Genomic DNA, 18,999 nt, shown 5'->3' on the forward strand with positions numbered 1-18,999 from the left:
GCCGAAAGCGGAAGGTCGGGCGAATAGCTGCGGGTCATGGGACCCTCCTTTGCGATTGTTTACACGACAATTACGACAGAGTCAGTCGTGTTTTACAAAAGCAAATCCTCGCCCTTCTGCTCCCCGATGGGAGAAGTTTATTCTCCGGCGGGGGGCAGGGGCAGGGAAAACCGCTCCAGCGGGTGCGCGTCTTCTTGCAGATCGGCCAGTGTCAGCGATTCGATCATCAGCAGATAGGCCGCATAATAGCCGCCAAACACCGCCCGCACGCGGCAGGTGGCCTCGTCGCAATCCTCGCATTTGCGATAGGCATTGCGCGACAGGCAGGGCAGCGGGGCCAGCGGGCCGTCGATCAGGCGCAGCACCTCGGCCAGCGAGACCTGAGCGGCGGCCTTGATCAGCTCGTAGCCGCCATGACGCCCGCGACGGCTGCCGATGATCCCCGCCCGTTTGAGATCCAGCAGGATATGCTCCAGAAAGCGTTTCGGCGTGCCCGAACGGGTGGCGATGGCCTCGATCCGCAGGGGCTGCGCCTCGGGCAGGGCTTTCTCGTCTGCCAGAACAGCCAGCGCCTTCAGGGCATATTTGGTCTTCAGGGTCAGCATGGCGGCAGGTCCTCTGGCGGCGTTGACGGGGCGCGGATGGCCCTTGGCCGGGGCAAGTCTAAAGCCTTGCACGGGGCTTGGCGAGCCATAATCCCTAAATCACGATAAAGATGGTCGACATTAAGGAAAAACCTGTCATGCTCTGCCTCGGGCAAGAGATGTCTTGCGAAAAGGGGAGGGTAAAATGCCATTTGACCGCATCGATCTGAAGATCCTCGATCTGCTGCAAACCGATGCCACCCTGCCGGTGGCCAGAATTGCCGACCGTGTGGGCCTGTCGCAGACGCCGTGCTGGAAACGGATCCAGAAACACGAGGAGGCCGGCACCATAAGGGGGCGTGTGGCGGTGCTGGACCCGCGCGCCTTCGGGCTGGATCTGACCGCTTTCGTCTTTGTGGAGGCGGCCGAGCATAGCGCGCACTGGCGCCAGAACTTTCTGGACGTGACCGACGCGATGGAGGCGGTCCGCGATGTCTACCGCCTTGCCGGCAGCCATGATTTCCTGCTGCGGGTACTGGTGCGCGACATGGCCGCCTTCGACCGTTTCTACGAGGAGCTGGCCGCGCGGACCGGTCCGCGCAGCGTGAATTCGTCTTTCGTACTGGAGCATATGAGAACGCGCCCGTCGCTGCCTCTGGGGGCTCTGGCGCCGCAGGCGCGCTAGCGGCGGCGACACCCCCCTTGCGGTCGGTTTTGTTATATTATAACAGTTTTCGGGCCCCGCGCCCTGCGACCCTGCGGCGCGGCCCCCGCCTGTTTCCGGCCCGAAAGTCCCTGCCATGCCCGCCCCGATCCCCTGTCCCCTCACCCTGATCACCGGCTTTCTGGGCAGCGGAAAAACGACGCTTATCAAAGAGATGCTGGCCCATGAGACCTTTGCGAACACGATGGTGATCGTGAATGAATTCGGCGAGATCGGCATTGATCATAGCCTGATGCGCGCCAGCACCGAGGAGGTCATCCTGCTGCCATCGGGCTGCCTGTGCTGTACGCTGCGGGGCGATCTGCGCGATCTTCTGCGCGATCTGGTCGCGCGCCGTCTGGCCGCAGAGATCGGCTTTGACAGGGTGGTGCTGGAGACGACGGGGCTGGCCGATCCGGCACCGATCCTGCACACGCTGCTGACCGACCCCGTGCTGGCCGAGCATTACCGGATGGACGGGGTGGTGACGGTGGTGGATGCGGTGACAGGGGCGGCCAACCTGCGCCGCTCCACCGCCGCACAGCGGCAGGTCGCGCTGGCCGATCTGGTCGTGCTGAGCAAAACCGACCTTCCCGAGGCGCAGCCACAGGCCCGGAGCCCGCGGCCGCAGATCGCGCGGCTGAACCCTGCCGCAGAGATCGTGCCGGTGGTGCAGGGCCGCCTTCCCCCCGACAGGCTGCGGCATCTGGGCCATTTCGATGCGGCCATGTCCGGGAGCATGTCCGGCGTATCGGCCCGCGCATGGATCGCGACACGGGTGCCGGCTGCCGACCCCGACCACCTGTCGCGGATCCGCACGGTGTCCTGGGAGGTCGAGGCCCCGCTTACGGCCAGCCGGTTCGATCTGTGGATGGATGTGCTGATGGCGCGCAGGGGCGCGGATGTGCTGCGCTTCAAGGGGATCGTGCATCTACAGGATATGGCCTATCCTTTTGCCGTGCATGGCGTGCAGCATATCTTCCATCCGCCCCTGCCGCTGACCGGCTGGCAGGCCCCCGACAGGCACAGCAGATTCGTCATGATCGTGCAGGATTTCTCCGATGACGAGGTGGCCGCGCTATGTGACGCACTGGCCATCGTGCCACTCACCGAACATCTTCTGACCACGGGCTATCTGGGCGAGAGCACCGCCTGAAAGCCCGCCACCACCGCCGGAGATTGCACTTTTCCGCCGCTCTGCCCATATGGCCGGAAGCGGCCCACCGCGAAAGGACCTTCCATGACCAGAGCCTCCCAACAGATCCCCGTTTTCCTGCTGACCGGATTTCTGGGCGCGGGCAAGACCACATTGCTCAACCGCCTGCTACAGGACCCGAGGTTTCAGGACTCGGCACTGGTGATCAACGAATTCGGTCTGGTGCCGGTGGATCATGATCTGGTGCGCAAGGGCCGCGAGACGCGCGCCACCGTCACCACGACGGGCTGTATCTGCTGCACGGTCGGCAGCGACCTGCGCGCCTCGCTGGACGAATTGCTGGTCGGTCGGCGCAATGGCAGCCTGCCGCCCTTTGCGCGGGTGATCGTGGAAACCACCGGCCTTGCCGATCCCGCCCCGATCGTCAACAGCCTCATTCCGGGCGGGCTGGCGGCGGTGTCGCTGGCCGATCATGCCGTGGCGCGCGCTTTCCGCCTGTCGGGGGTGATCACGGTGGTCGATGTGCTGGGGGTCGAGGCCGCGCTGGAGGCCCATCCCGAAAGCCTGCGCCAGATCGCCTTCGCCGATCATGTGGTGCTGAGCAAAACCGATCTTGCCCCCGCAGGCGATCTGCCGCAGGCGCTGCGCGCGATGAACCCCGCGGTTCTCGTGCATGATACGCAGGCGGCAGGGTTCGATCCGGCCGTGCTGCTGCAACCGGGCAGCTATACCGCCCTTGGCAAGGGCGAGAAGGTCGAGGACTGGCTGGCCGCCGAAACCGCGCAGGAACCGCAGGGGGGCGGCCATTTCCACAGTCTCAACCGGCACGGGCAGGTGCTGGCGGTGCCGCTAACCAGCGACGCACCGCTGGACGAGACGGCGCTGCGGCAGTTTCTGATGCGCCTGACCGCCCGTCCCGATAACGGGCTGCTGCGGATCAAGGGGCTGGTGGCGCTGCGCGATGACCCCTCGCGTCCGGTGGTGGTGCATGCGGTGGGCCACAGGCTCTACCCCAATCTGCGGCTGGAGGGCTGGCCCGAGGGGCAGGCCGGAAACCGTCTGGTGGTGATCGGCACGGCACTGGACGAGGCGGGCCTGCGCCAGCAGTTCGACGCCCTGTGCGGCAAGGCCCCCCTTTTCGGTCTGGCAAGTTTCGCGGCTCTGCCGAAAGCGTGAAACGGACAGCCCCCGCCGCGCCACATGACAGGCCGTATGCCGCGGAAGACCTTCTGCGCAAGACGGCGTACGCTTGCCTGTCGATGATTGCGGGGCAAACCATTCCTTCTCGGCCTTGGTTATCAGGGGTCACAGGCGAGCTGGCCCTAGACGACTCGGCGCGAAATAGCATATGGTATCGAAAGGTATTACCTTTCGATACGGAGGAACGCATGGCATCGGCAACATCCATCAAGCTCGATGATGACATGAAGGGCCGCGTTCGGCATCTGGCGCAGGCACGGCAGCGCACGCCGCATTGGATCATGCGGGAGGCGATCTCGCAATATGTCGAACGCGAGGAGAAGCGCGAGGCCTTGCGCCGCGACACGGCGCAGGCTTGGGAAGAATTCCAGGAGACGGGCCTTCACGCAACGGCGGAAGAGGTGGACCGCTGGCTGGAAAGCTGGGGAACGGATAACGAGCTGCCCGCGCCTGAATGCCACAAGTAAGATTTGCCCCCGCAGCCATTCGGGACCTGCAACGGCTCCGCGATTTCCTGCGCCCCAAAAACCCTGATGCGGCCCGCCGAGCTGGTGAGGCCATTCGTCAGGGCGTGAAGATCCTTGGCGCGCACCCCCATCTTGGCCGGATGGTCGATGATCTGCCCGAAGAGTTTCGGGAATGGCCCATCGAGTTCGGTGACAGCGGATATGTCGCCCGATACCGGATCGACGCGGATGCCGTGACCATTCTGGTGATCCGGCACCAGAGAGAGGCGGGGCAGTAAACCGGCGCCCCCCTCCGTCAGGCCCTCGGCCCCTTTGGTGCACAGCCCTTTGATGCACAGGGGGCCTGCCGCGACCATCTGGCCCGAAAGGCGCCTGTCGGGTTTCCAAGGCCCCATCATACGCGCTTCGGACCGTTTTGACAGATCGCGCCGACTGGGGAAGCCTGCGTGTGAAACTGCCTTTTGGGCTCTTTGCGCGCAGGTCGACCCCGATCGTGGTGCCTGAGGATGTCTGGTCAAGCGCTTGATTGCCCCGCATATTCCGTCTTCTCGATCGGCTGCTTCAGGACCAGATTGAGGTATTATATCGATAATGAATATACATAAGACGGATTATAAGGCTTATAGGATTACCTTGGACATATTCCAGACCGGGTTGCGCCCCCCCCCCTGTCTTGCTGAGAAGCAAGGAAAACGGGCATGGAGCACGCAGAACTTGGTTTGCGTGAAAGACGCGCGATCAGAGGCCTGCTGAACGTAAAATGCCGGTCAGCAAGCATCGCTCAACCGCCTGGCGTATGATCGAGCGGAACCATTTTGAAGACGGAGAACTCTTGTATCTGAGTGGCCACTCTGGACTGAATACTCGCAGACACGCCCCTCACGCTTATGAAGCCCCTGACCCTATTTCTGCAATGAGACGGAGCTGCATGGTTTTTTACATCAAAGTTGTCGGCTGTTTTCTGACCGCAGCATAGGTCGTCCGATCCCGGTGGAACGCGTTGGGTGACGAAGTCATCCTTAAAAGAAAATGGTTTAGTTGACGAGCGATCTATTGACGGACAGCGCTTTTATTGAAGGTCAAGGCCTGTGCGCCGCGCGCGTATTTTTGAAAATCGAAGCGCTCAACCCCGCTGGATCTATCAAGATAAAGGCTGCACGCGGGATGATTTACGCCCTTGCGCTTGCAGGCCGCATTGGTCCGCAAACACGGTTGATTGGAGCGTCTTCGGGCAATCTTGGTGTGGCTTTGGCGATGATTTGTGCCGAAGGCAGTGTGGTGGATGTTTCAGATCTGATTTTCCCCACAGGTCATGACGCACACGATGATCTGCAAAACGGAAGGAAAGCGATTGCGGCTGCGGAGCCGGTCGTTGTGCAGGGGCTTGGATTGACGGCAATGGACGTGCTGGCCGAACCCACTCAAGGACGCGGCGGACGCCACCATCCCCGCCCGAAGCCCGCAGCAGAGGGTGCCGATGAAGAGATCGGGAACCCTGCGCAGCGCCGCCGTCAAGATCAGCACGATATCGGGAATGCATGTCGTAACCATAGTATTTTGCCACCTCGCCATGGCGCGACCGTCAGGGCATATTCGTTAGTCTCGGCGCCATCGAGCACGCCCTGCTGGATCGAGGTATAGACCTCGCTCTGGTCCATACGCGATCGGGGCCGCCCCCAGTATCGTGACCATCCCGACAAGCTCGCGCTCGCCGCCAAGCCGGCCATCGGGCATAGCGGAAGAGGCCATAAAGCCCGATCCCACGGGCTCCTTCCCAGCCCGCGGACCTCCTCCCGGCGCCCCATCCTTTATATTTATGGAATGCCATTTCATGAATTAAGGAAGTATGGGCCATATTCAGATTCAAGAAAAACAAAACGTCAGTCTATTTCTATAAATCTTACTAAAAAACAATTACTTAATATGCCTTCTGAGGGGTTGATTTTTTATAACTTTTTCAGAATTACAGAAATGTCCGGATGGACGCAAAAGCTCAGAAATCCGGCAATGTCGCCCCGGTGCTGAAGGTGTTGGCGGTGCTTGAGACGCTCTCGCAGGACCGGCAGGCCAGTCTGGCCACAATCGCACAGCACGCGATGGCCACGAAAAGCACGACCCACAAGAAATCGAGGAAAGCGGGGCCGGGGTGCGCTGCATGGCGGTGTCACTGCGCAACCATCTGGGCAAGTCGGTCGGCGCGCGCTCCATCGCCTTCCCGCTCTTCCGCTTCGACCCCGCACGGCGCGAGGACTATATCGCCATGCCGCGCGACGCGGGCGCGGATGTCTCGCGCGTCTGGGCTTTGAGGCCGACTAACCCCTCGCCCTCCGCGCGCGAGACCCCCTCTCTCAGGGCGCGGCCACGAGATCCCCGACCAAAAGCGCCGCGGGGAGGTTCTGGTAGGAGACAGGCCGCAGGAAGCGGCGGATGGCCAGTGTGCCCACCGAGGTCGCGCCGAAATTGGTGGAGGCCGGATAGGGGCCGCCATGCACCATGCTGTCCACCACCTCGACCCCCGTCGGGAAGCCGTTCACCAGAACGCGCCCCGCCTTGCGTTCAAGCACCGGCAGAAGGGCGCGGGCCAGATCGGTATCGGCCTCTTCCATCAGGATCGTCGCGGTCAACTGCCCCTCGAAGCCCTTGGCCAGAGCGCGCATCTCTTCGGCGGCGCTCACGCGCACCACAAGCCCGAGCGGCCCGAAGACCTCCTCGCCGAGCGCATGATCCTCGAGGAAAGCCCCGGCCTCGACCTCGTAGAGATTGGGGCTGGCCTCGCGGCCCGTGCTTTCGGTGGTCATCACCGGCCGGACCGAATTGCGCGCGTCAAACCGTGCCTTTCCCTCGGCATAGGCGCGCGCGATCCCTTGGGTGAGCATGGGCTGCGGCCCGACCTTGGCCAGCGCCTCGGCGGTGGCGGCGACAAAGGCATCGCCCGTAGCGCCCGCAGGCACCACCGCGATCCCCGGATTGGTGCAGAACTGCCCTGCCCCCATGCTCAGCGAGGCCGCCCAGCCCGCGCCGAGCGCCTCTGCCTTGGCCGCAAGGGCCGCAGGCAGCACGAACATCGGATTGACCGATCCCAGCTCGCCAAAGAACGGGATCGGCTCGGGCCGCTTGGCGCAGAGGTCAAACAGCGCGCGCCCGCCTGCCAGCGAGCCGGTAAAGCCCACCGCCTTGATATCGGGATGCTCGACAAGGGCTTGGCCCACATGGCGGTTGCCGCCCTGAATGAGGCTGAAGACGCCCGCATCGAGCCCGCAGCGCGCAATCGCCGCAGCCACCGCCTCGGCGATGATCTCGCCGGTGCCGGGATGGGCGGAATGCCCCTTGACCACCACGGGGCAGCCCGCCGCAAGGGCGGCCGCCGTATCGCCCCCCGCCGTCGAGAAGGCGAGCGGGAAGTTGGAGGCACCGAACACCGCCACGGGGCCGATGGGGCGCTCGATCAGGCGGATCTCGGGGCGCGGGGCGGGCTGGCGCTCGGGCTGGGCGGGGTCGATCCGGCGGTCGAGATACTCCCCCTTGCGGATATGGGCGGCAAAGAGGCGTAGCTGGCCCGTGGTGCGCCCCCGCTCGCCCTGAAGCCGCGCCACCGGCAGGCCGGTCTCCTGCGTGCCGATCTCGGTGATCGCCTCGGCGCGGGCCTCGATCTCCTCGGCAATGGTCTCGAGGAAGGCGGCGCGGGTCTCGCGCGGGCTATAGCCATAGCTCCAGAACGCCTCTTCGGCGGCCTTGCAGGCCTGATCGACAAGCGCGGGCGTGCCCACCGAGAAGCGATGCACCGGACCATGCGCGGGCTCGGAGGCAAAGCTCTCGTCGGTGCCGATCCATGCGCCTGCGATCAGATGTTTGCCATGCGGGGTGAAACTCATGTGAACTCTCCGTCTCGTTCGGAAATTGGGGAAGCTTTGGAGGCGCGGCCCTCAGAGGACCGCCTCCTCGCGCTGGTAGATCGGCTCGGCGGTGAACATGCCGCCCTGATAACGGCTGTTTGGGTCATGGGCGGGCGGCTTGGGGCCCATCGCCTCGACGGCGGCACGGAAGCTCTCGGCATTGTCCTTGGGATGCCAGCCGATGGCGTCGGCCCCCATGCCCTGCCACCAGCCTGCAGTATTGTCCGAGGCGCCCCAGATCACGGGGCAGCCGAGTTCGGGCGCGCGGAAGACGCAGGCGACGAGACCCGCGAAATCGTCATAGGAGAGCCATGTCGAGAGCATCCGGTGATTGGCGGGCGTCTCGAAACACGACCCGATCCGCACGATGGCGGTCTCGATGCCGAATTTGTCGTGATACATCGAGGCCAGCGCCTCGCCGAAGCATTTGGACACGCCATAGAGGCTGTCGGGGCGCATCGGGTCGGTGGTCTTCAGGCGCTGATCCTGCTCGTAAAAGCCGATCGTATGGTTAGAGGAGGCAAAGAGCACGCGGGAAATCCCTTCGGCCCGCGCCGCCTCGTAGAGGTTATAGGTGCCGCGGATATTGCCCTCGAGAATGGTCTCGAAATCCCCTTCGGTGGATTTACCGCCCAGATGCAGAATGCCATCGCAGCCCCGCACCATCTCGCGCACGGCCTGCGCATCGTTGAGATCGCAGCACACGGTTTCCTCATGCGCGCCCGCATCGGTGATCGCGATCATATCGGCCAGACGCAGCGTTTGGGCCAGATCGCGCAGACGGGGGCGCATCGCACGCCCGACCCCACCGGCAGCCCCTGTGATCAGAAGTCGTTTCAAGGTCATCTCCTTTGTCAAAAGCGGACCGGCCCGCAGGAGGGGCCGGTCGGGCCGGATGGCTCAGTGGAAGAGCGCGGGCAGCCAGAGCGAGAGCGCGGGGATATAGGTCACCAGCAGCAGCACCCCGAACGCCGCCAGATAGAAGGGCCAGATCGAGCGCAGCACCTGCCCGATGCCGATCCGGCCCACGGCGCAGCCCACAAACAGCACCGAGCCTACGGGCGGCGTACACAGGCCGATCCCGAGATTGAGGATCAGGATGACGCCGAAATGGATCGGGTCGATCCCGAAGGCCTGCGCCACCGGCAGGAAGATCGGGGTGGTGATCACGATCAGCGGCGACATATCCATGAAGGTGCCGAGGATCAGCAGCATCACGTTGATCAGCAGCAGGATGACGATGGGGTTGTCGGAGACGCTGTGCAGGAAGGCCACCATCTGCGCGGGCACCTTGAGATAGGCCAGCAGCCAGCCGAAACAGGCCGCGCAGCCGATCACCATCAGCACCATCGCGGTGGTGCGGACGGCGGCAAGGGTTGCCTCTTTGAAATCGTGCCACGAGAGGCTGCGATAGACCAGAAGCGTCACGCCAAGCGCATAGATCACCGCGATATTGGAGCTTTCGGAGGCGGTAAAGACGCCAGAGCGCACGCCGCCGAAAATGATCGCGATCAGGATCAGGCCCGGCACCGCCGACAGAAACAGCTGCCCCAGCATCGACCAGCCCGGAAAGGCCTCGCGCGGGTAGTCGCGCCGCTTGGCCACAAACCATGCCGCCCCCATCAGCGCCAGCGCCAGTACGAAGCCTGGAATGATGCCTGCGGTGAAAAGATCGGCAATCGAGAGCCGCCCGCCCGCCGCGATCGAATAGATGATCATGTTATGCGAGGGCGGGATCATCAGCGCGATGATCGAGGAAACGACGGTAATATTGACCGCATAATCCGCGCCATAGCCGCGTGCTTTCATCTGCGGCACCATGAGGCCGCCCACTGCGGAGGCATCGGCGGTGGCCGAGCCCGAGACGCCGCCAAACATCAGCGAGGCCGCGATATTGACCTGACCGAGCCCGCCGCGCAGATGCCCCACGAGGGCGGCGGCAAAGGCCACGAGCCTGCGCGCGATATCGCCGCGCACCATCAGATCGCCCGCGAAGATAAAGAAGGGGATCGCCATCAGCGAATAGACCGAGACGCCGGAATTGAGCCGCTGGAACACCACCACGGGCGGCAGGCCCATATAGGCCACGGTGGCAAGGCTAGCGATGCCCAGACAGAAAGCGACCGGCGTGCCGATCAGCAGCAAAAAGACGAAGCTTCCGAAAAGGATAACGAGTTCCATGGATTACTCCTCGATCGCATCGTCGCCGAAGCGCACGGTTGGCAGGCCCGCGCCGCGGCGCAGGATGCGTTCGACACAGAAGAGGGCAAGAAGGACGCCGCCCCCGATCAGCGGTGCGAAATCCCATGCCCGCGAGAGGCCCAGCGTGGGGATGACGTTTTTGGCGACCTTGGCGGCGAGTTCCCAGCCATAATAGGCCATACCGACCCCGAACGCGCCCACGACGAGTTCCGAAATGGTGAAGAGGACGGGTTTGAGCCAGCTTGGCAGGATATAAAGAAGCACATCGAAGGACAGGTGATAGCCCTCGCGGATGCCCACGGCGGCGCCTAAGAAAATGAACCATCCCATGATCAGCACCGCGCCGGGCTCGGCCCATTGCAGTGAAAAGCCAAGGAGATAGCGGCACACCACCTGCAGGAAAACGATGGCCGTCATCAGGACGAGGCCGGTCCCTGCCACCCAGAGCGCGGCCGTACCGATCCAGCCGGTGAGGATGGCCAGGCGAAGCATCGCCTGGCGGTAGGGAGAGGCCGCCCGCCCATGGGGTTCCGAGCGGGAAAGGAACTGGTCAGACATGTGCGGGCGGGTCTCCATTACTGGGTGTCCTGAATGCGCGTCACAAGATCCTTGAGCGCGGGCGTATTGGCATATTTGTCATAGAGCGGCGCCATCGCGTCGATATAGGGCTGCTTGTCGACATCCATGATCACCTCGGCGCCACCGGCCTTGACCTTCTCGATTGAGGCCTGAACCTGCTTGGCCCAGAGATCGCGCATCACCGGCACCGAGGCCTTGGCCGCCTCCTTGACCGCCGCCTGATCCTCGGGCGAGAGCTTGTCGAAGGTGATCTTCGACATCGCGAGCACCTCGGGCATGATCAGATGCTGGTCATTGGTATAGTATTTGGCGACTTCGGCATGGCCCGAGCTGTCATAGGAGGGGAAGTTGTTCTCGGCCCCGTCGATCACGCCGGTCTGGATCGCGGAATAGACCTCGCCATAGGGCATGGGGGTCGCATTGGCGCCGAGCGCATCCATCATATCGACGAAAACATCCGATTGCTGGACGCGGAACTTGAGGCCCTTGAGATCCTCGATGCTCTTCACCGGATGCTTGGAATTGTAGAAGCTGCGCGAGCCGCCATCATAATAGGCCAGCACCACCAGATCATTGGGCTCGAAAGCGGCCGCGATCTCGTCCCCGATCGGACCATCGACGACATGGTGCATATGCTCCTCGGAGCGGAAGATATAGGGCAGCGAGACGACCTGCGTCTCGGGGATCATGTTGTTGAACGGCCCGAGGCTCGAGCGGACCATATCGATGACGCCGAACTGGGTCTGCTCGATCGAGTCCTTTTCTTCGCCCAGCTGCGAGGAGGGGAAGACCTCGATGCAGAGGCGGCCACCGGTTTTCTCCTCGAGCTGTTTGCCCATATATTTGACCGCCTCAACGGTCGGATAGCCATCGGGATGGGTATCGGCCGAGCGAAGCGTCGTCTCGCAGGCCATGGCCCCGCCCGCGCAGAGCGTCGAGGCGGCAAGAGCTGCGATCATCGTGGTATGGAACGTCATGGTATCCTCCCTGGATATGGCCTCTGGGGGCCTTTTGGGTCTGTCCGGTGGCAAAAGGCCGCCGGTGGGTCTTGTGGCCCATCGCCGCAGGCGATGCGCCGCGCCGGATCGCGCCCCTCCTCCCGAGGCGCCGCGGCGGAATGCGGGCCGCCGCTTCAGCGCATGGGGGCGAAGCCGTAAAGTTCCTGCGGGTTCTCGACGAGCGCCTTCTGGCGCGCCGCCATATCCGGCAGCCAGCCGAGGGCGGTCTCGCAGAGCGCCTTGTCGCAGGGGTAATCCTCGCTGGTGCGGGCGGCGTTATGGGGCCAGTTGGTGCCCCAGACGATCCGCTCGGGCGCATGGGTCGCGATCTCGCGGGCATAGACGGCCACATCGGCAAACTCCGGCCCGCCCGTACGCGAGCTCTCATAGGCTCCGGCGAATTTGTACCACATCCGCCCGCCATCGATGAGCCGCTTGAGGGCAGAGGTCTCGGCCTCGCCCGCACCGGCAAAGAACTTGCCATGATGATCGAGCACCCAGCGCGACCGGAGCGCCTTGAGCCGCGGCTCGAGATCGAGGATGCGGTTGCCATCGAATTGCACCGCCAGCATCCAGCCCATCTCGGCCGCGCGCGCATCGACCGCCTCGAGCGCCGAGAGCCCCTGCGCGCCGCCCGGCAGATCCATGATCCTTGCGCCCACGACACCGGCCTGATCCAGTCGCGCCAGCTCGGCCTCCGGCGTCTCGCCCGAGATCACCGCGACCCCGCGCGCCACATCGCCCATCTCGCGCAGGCAGGCTAGAAGATTGCCATTGTCATTCTGATGCGCATTGCCCTGCGTGATCACAACGCGGTCGATCCCGAGCCAGCGCATCACGCGGCGATAGGCTCCGGCATCGGGCAGCGGCGCAGGCGGCAGGCCCGGCCCGCCCTCGCGCGCCGGAAATCCCGCCAGATACATATGCATCTGTGTGTCGATGGTGCCCTTAGGCAGAGCGGGCACGAGGGCCGCACCGTCGAGTTTGCGGGTGATCATGCGCAATCCTCCTTGGGCGCGAATTCGGCCAGAGCGGCGCGGTCGATCTCGATCCCGAGGCCTGGGCCATCGGGGATGGCCAGCACACCGTTCACATGCTCGATCGGCGTGGTGACGATGGCCTGACGGAAAGGGTTATGGGTGCGGTCGAATTCCATGATCGGCTCGAGCGGCGCACGGCGCATGGGCGAAGGCACCATCGCCGCCATGAATTGCAGCGCCGCCGCGATATGCACCGCCGTCCCCCAGACATGCGGCACGACCCGCACGCCATGCAGCGCCGCCAGATCCGCGATGCGCCGCGCCTCGGTAAAGCCGCCGCAACCCGCCAGATCAGGCTGGACGATATCGACCGCCCGCGTCTCGATGGGTTCGCGGAAGCCCCAGCGGGTATGCCATGTCTCGCCGCCTGCAAGCGGGATCGGCTGACGCGCGCGCAGCTCGCGATAGGCGCCAAGCTGCTCGGGCACGACCGGCTCCTCGAACCAGTCGATCCCGTATTCCGCCGCGGCCTGCCCGACCCGCATCGCCTCGATCGCGTCATAGCCATGATTGGCATCGATCATCAGCCGCATCTCGGGACCGATCGCCTCGCGCACGGCGCGGATTACCCGCAGATCCTCCTCGACATCGAAGCCGATCTTGATCTTGCAGGCATGGAAGCCCGCCGCGCGGTGACCGGCCATCTCGGCGGCATTATCCTCCACGCGGTCCACCCCGTCGCGCTTGAACGAGCCCGTGGCATAGGCGCGGATCGTCTCGCGGAAGCGCCCGCCCAGAAGGGTCGAGACCGGCACGCCGAAATGCTTGCCCTTGATATCCCACAGCGCCATGTCGATGCCCGAGAGCGCCGTGACCGTCAGCCCGCGCTGGCCCTGATCGCGCAGCGCGTTATAGAGCGTGGCCCAGATCTTCTCGGTCTCGAGCGGGTTCTGTCCGATCAGCCATTGCGCATAGGTGGCCACCACCGCCGCATTGGGGCGTGCGGGCCCCAGACATTCGCCCCAGCCGATCGTGCCATCGGCGCATTCGATCTCGACCAGAACATGGGTCCGGCGGTCAAAACGCATCGAGGCGCTTTCAAAGGCTGTTGTCAGCCTGTGGTCCAGAAGGTGCGTGCGCACCGCCACGATCTTCATGTCATCCTCCCTCCCGCAGGCCCCCGAGCAAGGGGCCTGCCCTGCGGCGCAGAGCGTGTCCGCACCGCGCCTTGTCAGACAAGTTCACCGCACCTCAGGCGGCGATCTTCCGGCGATAGGGCGCGATCAGCGCCTCCATCATCGCCATTTCCGCGCCGTCGAGATCCTTGAGCGGCGAGCGCACCGCGCCTGCGTCAAAGCCCTGCGCGCGCACACCGGCCTTGATCGCCGAGACGGCATAGCCCTTGGCGCGGTTGCGGATGGCCATGAACGGGTAGAAGAACTCGTTGAGGATGCGCTCGCAGGTGGCGCGCTCGCCCGCCCGCAGGGCGCGGTAGAACTCGACCGCCAGCTCGGGCACGAAGTTGAACACGGCCGAGGAATAGGTGGTGAAGCCCGCCCCCAGATAGGCCTCGGCAAACAGCTCGGCCGTGGGCATCCCGCCCAGATAGGTCAGACGGTCGCCCATCTTGGCGGTGATCTGGCGCACAAGCCCGATATCGCCGGTGCCATCTTTGAAGCCCACAAGGTTCGGGCAGGCATCACACAGCCGCGCCAGCGTATCGGCCTGTAGCACCGCATTGTCGCGGTTATAGACCATCACCCCCATCGCGGTCGCATCGCAGACCGCTTTCACATGAGCATAAAGCCCCTCCTGCGGCGCATCGATCAGATAATGCGGCAGCAGCAGGATCCCCTCGCCGCCCACCTTCTCGACCGAACGAGCGATCTCGGTGGCCATCTCGGTGCCATAGCCGCAGCCCGCGACAATGGCGGTGCGCCCGCAGGCGGCCTCGATCGCGGCCTCGACAATGGCGGGAATCTCGCGCGGGGCCAGCGAGAAGAACTCGCCCGTGCCGCCTGCGGCAAACAGCACCGGCGCGTCATAGCCCGACAGCCAGTCGATATGGGCCTGATAGCTTTCGGGGGCAAAATTGCCCTCGGCATCGAAATGGGTGACCGGAAATGACAGCAGTCCGGACCCGAGGGCCTCTTTCAAATCTTGCGGGGTCATATCGCCTCCTCCTCGCGACTACGCCCGCTCTCCTCGGGCTTGTATGACAAGTAATCCCATAAATCCGAATCTGTCAACCAACTTGTATGATGTATATGCAGGATCGCGCCGCTTACCGCAGGATGGCCCGATAGCGCAGATAGCTGCCCTTCAGATGGGTGCGCATCGCTGTGCGGGCAGCCTCTTCATCGCGGTCAAGGATCGCCTGCACGATGCGGTCATGCTCGGCACTGATCTGCGCAAGATAGTCGCGGGAACTCGGCTCGTCTTTCGGCTCGCCCGCGCCCAAAGCTGCACGCGGAATGATGCCGGTGCCGATGAATTCCAGAAATTCGGGAAAGCGGGGATTGCCGGTCGCGCGGGCAATAGCCAGATGCAGCCGGTAATCGGCCTCGCCGGTCGGCAGCCCTTGGGCCACCGCCTCACGAAAGCCTGCATTGGCCTCCAGCAGCGCCTCTTCCCATTGCGGAACAAGCCTTTGGGCGGCAAGGGCTGCGGCCTCGGATTCGATGGCATTGCGCAATTCCAGTAGCTCGATCGTCGAGGAGACACGCTGCGGATCAAGATTGCGGAACGGCATGGCCACGGGCGCTTCGGGGGCCAGCACAAAGACCCCCGCCCCCTGCCGCGCCTCCACCAGCCCCTCCGAGCGCAGCGCCGCGATGGCCTCGCGCACGACCGTCCGGCTGACCCCATGCGCCTTGGTCAGCGCACTTTCGCTGGGCAGCCTCGCGCCGGGGGCGACATGCCCCGCCGCGATCTCGGCACGCAATGCCTCCGCCAGCTTCGCGACAAGGGTCTGGCGTTGCCCCCGTTCGCCTTTGGCCGGAGCCGCGTCGGTCTTGCTCATGAACATCCTCCCTGAACATGCGGGGAGGTGCAGGCAGGATCGCCCTCCGCTCCCTCACAGATAAGTCAGACAACTTATCATACAGGATCGGGGGGGGCAACGCAACCTTTTCCTTGCCCCACCCCTAGGCGGTCCGGCCTTGCAACCCGCCGGAGGGGCCGGTGCGCATACAGAGCCGAATGGCGGGCAGATGACGTTTTTTACAAAAACAACAGGGCCTTAGACGGATATGGTCTGCGGCACCCAGAATGTATCCTCCTCCAGCCGCCCGAGCCGCTGGAGCGTGTCGAAGACCGCAGGGCTTGCGCCCAGCACGGGGGCAGGGATCATCAGCCCCTCGTCCAGATCGAAGGGGCGGACCCTGCCACCGGCTTCCTCGATCAGGCAATGGGCCGCGATACAGTCCCAGACATTCATCCGCGGCTCCAGATAGGCAATCAGCCGCCCCGCCGCGACCCAAGCCAGCATGAGCGCGCCGGACCCGTAGCGCACCCACGCCCCGCCTGCCGCGCCGAATTCGGCAAGGAAGGTGCCGAAGCTCCGGTTCGAGATGCGGTCATTCGCCCCGATCCCCACCAGCCCGTCGGCCAGCGTCCGCGCCTGCGCCACACGGATCGGGCGGTCATTCAGCGTGGCCCCCTGCCCGCGCAGGGCAAGATAGCTCTCGGCCAGCATCGGCACCTCGATCGCCCCGACCAAAGGCCCCTGCGCATCGACAAGCCCGATCGAGACGCACCAGCCGGGCATGCCCGCAAGAAACGGTGCCGTGCCATCGATCGGGTCGATGATCCATGTAAAGCCCGAGCGCCCGGCGCGGCACCCGTCTTCCTCGCCCACCAGCGCATCCTCGGGGAAGCGCGCGGCGATGGCGGTGCGGATCATGCGCTCCACCTCGCGGTCGGCCTCGGAGACGAGGTCATGGGCCGAGCGTTTGGTCTCGATACCCAGTTCATCGCGCCGCAGGAAATACGACCGCGCCAAGGCGCCGGCATTCTGCGCAAGCTCTTTGGCAAAGCGCGCGCGGTCTGCCACCGTTCCGGCGGTGGCCGCAGGGTCTGTATCTGTCATGATATGTCTCGCAATCTTTGGAAATGTCAGGGCAGGAGCGCCAGCCCCGTCGCACGGAAGCTCAGCGCCAGATGACTGCCCACCGCATAGGGTGTGGCATTGGCATGGTCGATCGCGAAGAGCTGGCCCAGCTCGCTCTCGATCTCGTATTCCACATGATCGCCCAGATAGGCGGCGCTGCGCACATGGCCCGTCATGGTCTGGGGCGGCGCCGCGCGACCAGTCTCGGGGCCGGACAGCGAAATGGCATTGGCGCGCACGGAAAGACGCGCGGGCATGACCGCCTTCACCACCCTGCGCCGCGCCGGATGCCACAGGCTTGCCCTTGTGTCCTCGGCGGCGGGCACGCCCAGCCTTGCGGTGCCCGAGGCGCTGTCGGTGATCGGCTTTGACGATATCGCGCAGGCCGGTTGGGAAAGCTATGCCCTGAACACCTTTGCCCAGCCCACCGCCGAGATCGTCGCGAAGGCGGTCGAATGGCTGACCACCCCCGAGAGTGACACGCGCATGGTCCAGCTTCCGGTCCGGATGGTCTGGCGCAAAAGCGTGCGCCTGCCCGCCTGAGCCGCCCGCCTCTGGCGGACCCCCGCGCCTGCCCCAAGCGGGCGGGGGGCTGCGGTGCGGGGGTGTTCAGTATGCGAACATCTCCCGCCCGTATTTGAACAACGCTCAACATACGAACGATACAGCTTCTCCGCCCCGCCCCCGCGGCATAGCCTTGCGCAAGGAGGAGGGGCCTGCGGCCGTCCGGCCAAGCCGGAATACGGCACCTGCCGCCGCCATGCCCCACGGGACCGGAGGAGGAACCATTGGATTTTATAACACGTTTTTCGGTACGTCTTGTCGAACGTTACCTGCCAAGCGCCTTCGTACTGGCACTGGCGCTGACCGCGATTGTCTTCGTGCTGGGGATCGGCGTCGAGGGCCGCTCGGCGATGGAGATGGCCCGCTATTGGGGCGACGGCTTTGCGGGGCTGTTCAAATTCGCCATGCAGATGACGCTGGTGCTGCTGACGGGCTATATTCTGGCGATGACACCGGTGGTGCAGCGGATGATCGGGGCCTTGGCGGCACAGGCCAGCACGCCGCGTCAGGCGCTGGTCATCGTGATCGTAACGAGCTTTGTGTGCTATTACCTCAACTGGGGGTTCGGCATGGTGGCAGGCGCGGTTCTGGCACGCGAGGTCGGGCGCCGTGTCGCGGTGCATTTTCCGCTGATCGTCGCGGCGGCCTATGGCGGCGAGCTGGTGCGTGGCCCGTCCTCCTCGATCCCGCTGGTCATCGCCACACCGGGGCATTTCATGGAAAGCAAGATCGGCATCGTCTCGGTGGCACAGACCCTTTACGCGCCGTGGAATATCGCGCTGACACTGGCGCTTCTGGCGGTGCTTGTCGGGTTCTTCCTGATGCAGAAGCAGCCGCCCTGCCCGCGCCTGCTACATGAAGAGGCCCCGAAGGCACCGCAAGAGACCCCCGACAGGGCCGCCCCGAGCCCCGCCGAACGGGTCGAGCATAGCCGTCTGCCCACTCTGGCATTGGGGCTTCTGGTGCTGACCTATCTGGCCGGTCAGATCGCCGAGAGCCGTTTCGCGATCACCTTGGACACGGTGATCCTGCTCTTTCTGGCGCTGGGGCTGGTGCTGCATCCCAATGCCGATGCCTATACCGCCGCCGCCCGTAAAGCCGTGACCGCTGCGGCGGGGATCATCGTGCAGTTCCCGCTTTATGCAGGGATTGCGGGGATGATGACGGCCTCCGGTCTGGTGACCAGCTTTTCCAACACGATCATCTCTGTGGCCACGCCCGAAAGCTTTCCGCTGCTGACCTTCCTCTCGGCGGGGCTGGTCAACCTGTTCATCCCCTCGGGCGGCGGGCAATGGGCCATTCAGGGGCCGATCGTGATGGAGGCGGCCTATGCGCTCGGGGCCAATCCCGCGCATACGATCATGGCCTTCACATGGGGCGATGGCTGGACGAACCAGATCCAGCCCTTCTGGGCGCTGCCGCTGCTGGGGGTGGCGGGGCTATCGGCACGCGATATCATGGGATATCTGGTGATCTGGCTGGGCCTGTCGGGCGTGCTGATCGCGGGCACATTCACCGCCCTTGCCGTCTTGGGCTGAGCCCCGCCTGCCATCCGGCCCCGC

19 protein-coding genes and 2 pseudogenes are annotated in these 18,999 nt (G+C 64.5%); 8 read left to right on the forward strand and 13 right to left on the reverse strand.

What is annotated here, in order from left to right; all coding sequences use genetic code 11:
- Positions 1-137: 137 nt before the first annotated feature.
- The gene (locus tag AC2ISB_RS18045; RefSeq protein ID WP_486577293.1) at positions 138-605 is read right to left on the reverse strand and encodes an RrF2 family transcriptional regulator; all 468 of its coding nucleotides are present in this window, start codon (positions 603-605) and stop codon (positions 138-140) included.
- 184 nt (positions 606-789) lie between these two features.
- On the opposite strand from AC2ISB_RS18045, the gene AC2ISB_RS18050 reads away from it, so the two are divergent.
- The 6 genes and pseudogenes from AC2ISB_RS18050 to AC2ISB_RS18075 all read left to right on the forward strand — a co-directional run.
- A complete protein-coding gene (locus AC2ISB_RS18050; protein WP_339110057.1) occupies positions 790-1,269 on the forward strand; it encodes an Lrp/AsnC family transcriptional regulator in 480 nt (159 codons plus the stop codon).
- 115 nt (positions 1,270-1,384) lie between these two features.
- Positions 1,385-2,443 carry a CobW family GTP-binding protein gene (locus AC2ISB_RS18055; RefSeq protein WP_486577294.1) on the forward strand — a complete coding sequence of 353 codons (1,059 nt, stop codon included), beginning with the start codon at positions 1,385-1,387 and terminating at the stop codon, positions 2,441-2,443.
- Between the two features lie 84 nt (positions 2,444-2,527).
- The gene (locus AC2ISB_RS18060; RefSeq protein WP_330628258.1) at positions 2,528-3,619 is read left to right on the forward strand and encodes a CobW family GTP-binding protein; all 1,092 of its coding nucleotides are present in this window, start codon (positions 2,528-2,530) and stop codon (positions 3,617-3,619) included.
- A gap of 212 nt (positions 3,620-3,831) precedes the next feature.
- Positions 3,832-4,110 (forward strand): CopG family ribbon-helix-helix protein, encoded by a 279-nt coding sequence (locus AC2ISB_RS18065; protein WP_330628259.1) that lies wholly within the window; start codon positions 3,832-3,834, stop codon positions 4,108-4,110.
- Positions 4,098-4,388: a type II toxin-antitoxin system RelE/ParE family toxin gene (locus tag AC2ISB_RS18070; RefSeq protein WP_486577295.1), complete on the forward strand. Its 291-nt coding sequence runs from the start codon at positions 4,098-4,100 to the stop codon at positions 4,386-4,388. Before AC2ISB_RS18065 ends, AC2ISB_RS18070 begins: the two co-directional genes overlap by 13 nt.
- Before the next feature lie 775 nt (positions 4,389-5,163).
- A pseudogene (locus AC2ISB_RS18075) lies at positions 5,164-5,367 on the forward strand (pyridoxal-phosphate dependent enzyme); the annotation flags it as partial.
- A gap of 271 nt (positions 5,368-5,638) precedes the next feature.
- Here the strand turns inward: AC2ISB_RS18075 and AC2ISB_RS18080 are convergent.
- The 12 genes and pseudogenes from AC2ISB_RS18080 to AC2ISB_RS18135 form a co-directional block, all read right to left on the reverse strand.
- Positions 5,639-5,793, reverse strand: a pseudogene (locus AC2ISB_RS18080) (TRAP transporter substrate-binding protein); the annotation flags it as partial.
- Between the two features lie 665 nt (positions 5,794-6,458).
- Positions 6,459-7,982, reverse strand: a complete 1,524-nt coding sequence (locus AC2ISB_RS18085; RefSeq protein ID WP_486577297.1) for an aldehyde dehydrogenase (NADP(+)) — start codon at positions 7,980-7,982, stop codon at positions 6,459-6,461.
- 51 nt (positions 7,983-8,033) lie between these two features.
- Entirely contained in the window at positions 8,034-8,843 is an 810-nt protein-coding gene (locus AC2ISB_RS18090) for an NAD-dependent epimerase/dehydratase family protein (RefSeq protein ID WP_486577299.1), read from the reverse strand.
- A 60-nt stretch (positions 8,844-8,903) separates the two neighbouring features.
- Positions 8,904-10,184 (reverse strand): TRAP transporter large permease, encoded by a 1,281-nt coding sequence (locus AC2ISB_RS18095; protein WP_339110061.1) that lies wholly within the window; start codon positions 10,182-10,184, stop codon positions 8,904-8,906.
- A 3-nt stretch (positions 10,185-10,187) separates the two neighbouring features.
- Positions 10,188-10,697: a TRAP transporter small permease gene (locus AC2ISB_RS18100; protein ID WP_486577359.1), complete on the reverse strand. Its 510-nt coding sequence runs from the start codon at positions 10,695-10,697 to the stop codon at positions 10,188-10,190.
- An 83-nt stretch (positions 10,698-10,780) separates the two neighbouring features.
- Positions 10,781-11,761 carry a TRAP transporter substrate-binding protein gene (locus AC2ISB_RS18105; RefSeq protein WP_486577300.1) on the reverse strand — a complete coding sequence of 327 codons (981 nt, stop codon included), beginning with the start codon at positions 11,759-11,761 and terminating at the stop codon, positions 10,781-10,783.
- A gap of 155 nt (positions 11,762-11,916) precedes the next feature.
- On the reverse strand, positions 11,917-12,780 hold the full coding sequence (locus AC2ISB_RS18110; protein ID WP_486577301.1) for an amidohydrolase family protein: 864 nt from the start codon (positions 12,778-12,780) through the stop codon (positions 11,917-11,919).
- On the reverse strand, positions 12,777-13,919 hold the full coding sequence (locus AC2ISB_RS18115) for a mandelate racemase/muconate lactonizing enzyme family protein (RefSeq protein WP_486577302.1): 1,143 nt from the start codon (positions 13,917-13,919) through the stop codon (positions 12,777-12,779). Before AC2ISB_RS18115 ends, AC2ISB_RS18110 begins: the two co-directional genes overlap by 4 nt.
- A 94-nt stretch (positions 13,920-14,013) precedes the next feature.
- Positions 14,014-14,934, reverse strand: coding sequence for a 5-dehydro-4-deoxyglucarate dehydratase (gene kdgD, locus AC2ISB_RS18120; protein ID WP_486577303.1), 921 nt, complete (start codon positions 14,932-14,934; stop codon positions 14,014-14,016).
- 112 nt (positions 14,935-15,046) lie between these two features.
- A complete protein-coding gene (locus AC2ISB_RS18125) occupies positions 15,047-15,784 on the reverse strand; it encodes a FadR/GntR family transcriptional regulator (protein WP_486577304.1) in 738 nt (245 codons plus the stop codon).
- 219 nt (positions 15,785-16,003) lie between these two features.
- Positions 16,004-16,852, reverse strand: coding sequence for an inositol monophosphatase family protein (locus AC2ISB_RS18130; protein ID WP_486577305.1), 849 nt, complete (start codon positions 16,850-16,852; stop codon positions 16,004-16,006).
- Between the two features lie 26 nt (positions 16,853-16,878).
- Complete coding sequence (locus AC2ISB_RS18135; protein WP_486577306.1) at positions 16,879-17,130, reverse strand: TOBE domain-containing protein; 252 nt, start codon at positions 17,128-17,130, stop codon at positions 16,879-16,881.
- On the opposite strand from AC2ISB_RS18135, the gene AC2ISB_RS18140 reads away from it, so the two are divergent.
- Positions 17,129-17,416, forward strand: coding sequence for a substrate-binding domain-containing protein (locus tag AC2ISB_RS18140; RefSeq protein WP_486577307.1), 288 nt, complete (start codon positions 17,129-17,131; stop codon positions 17,414-17,416). The genes AC2ISB_RS18135 and AC2ISB_RS18140 overlap by 2 nt on opposite strands.
- Positions 17,417-17,661: 245 nt before the next feature.
- Entirely contained in the window at positions 17,662-18,975 is a 1,314-nt protein-coding gene (locus tag AC2ISB_RS18145; RefSeq protein ID WP_330628263.1) for a short-chain fatty acid transporter, read from the forward strand.
- Positions 18,976-18,999: the final 24 nt, after the last annotated feature.

Source organism: Thioclava sp. NS-SX20 (genome assembly GCF_057380695.1).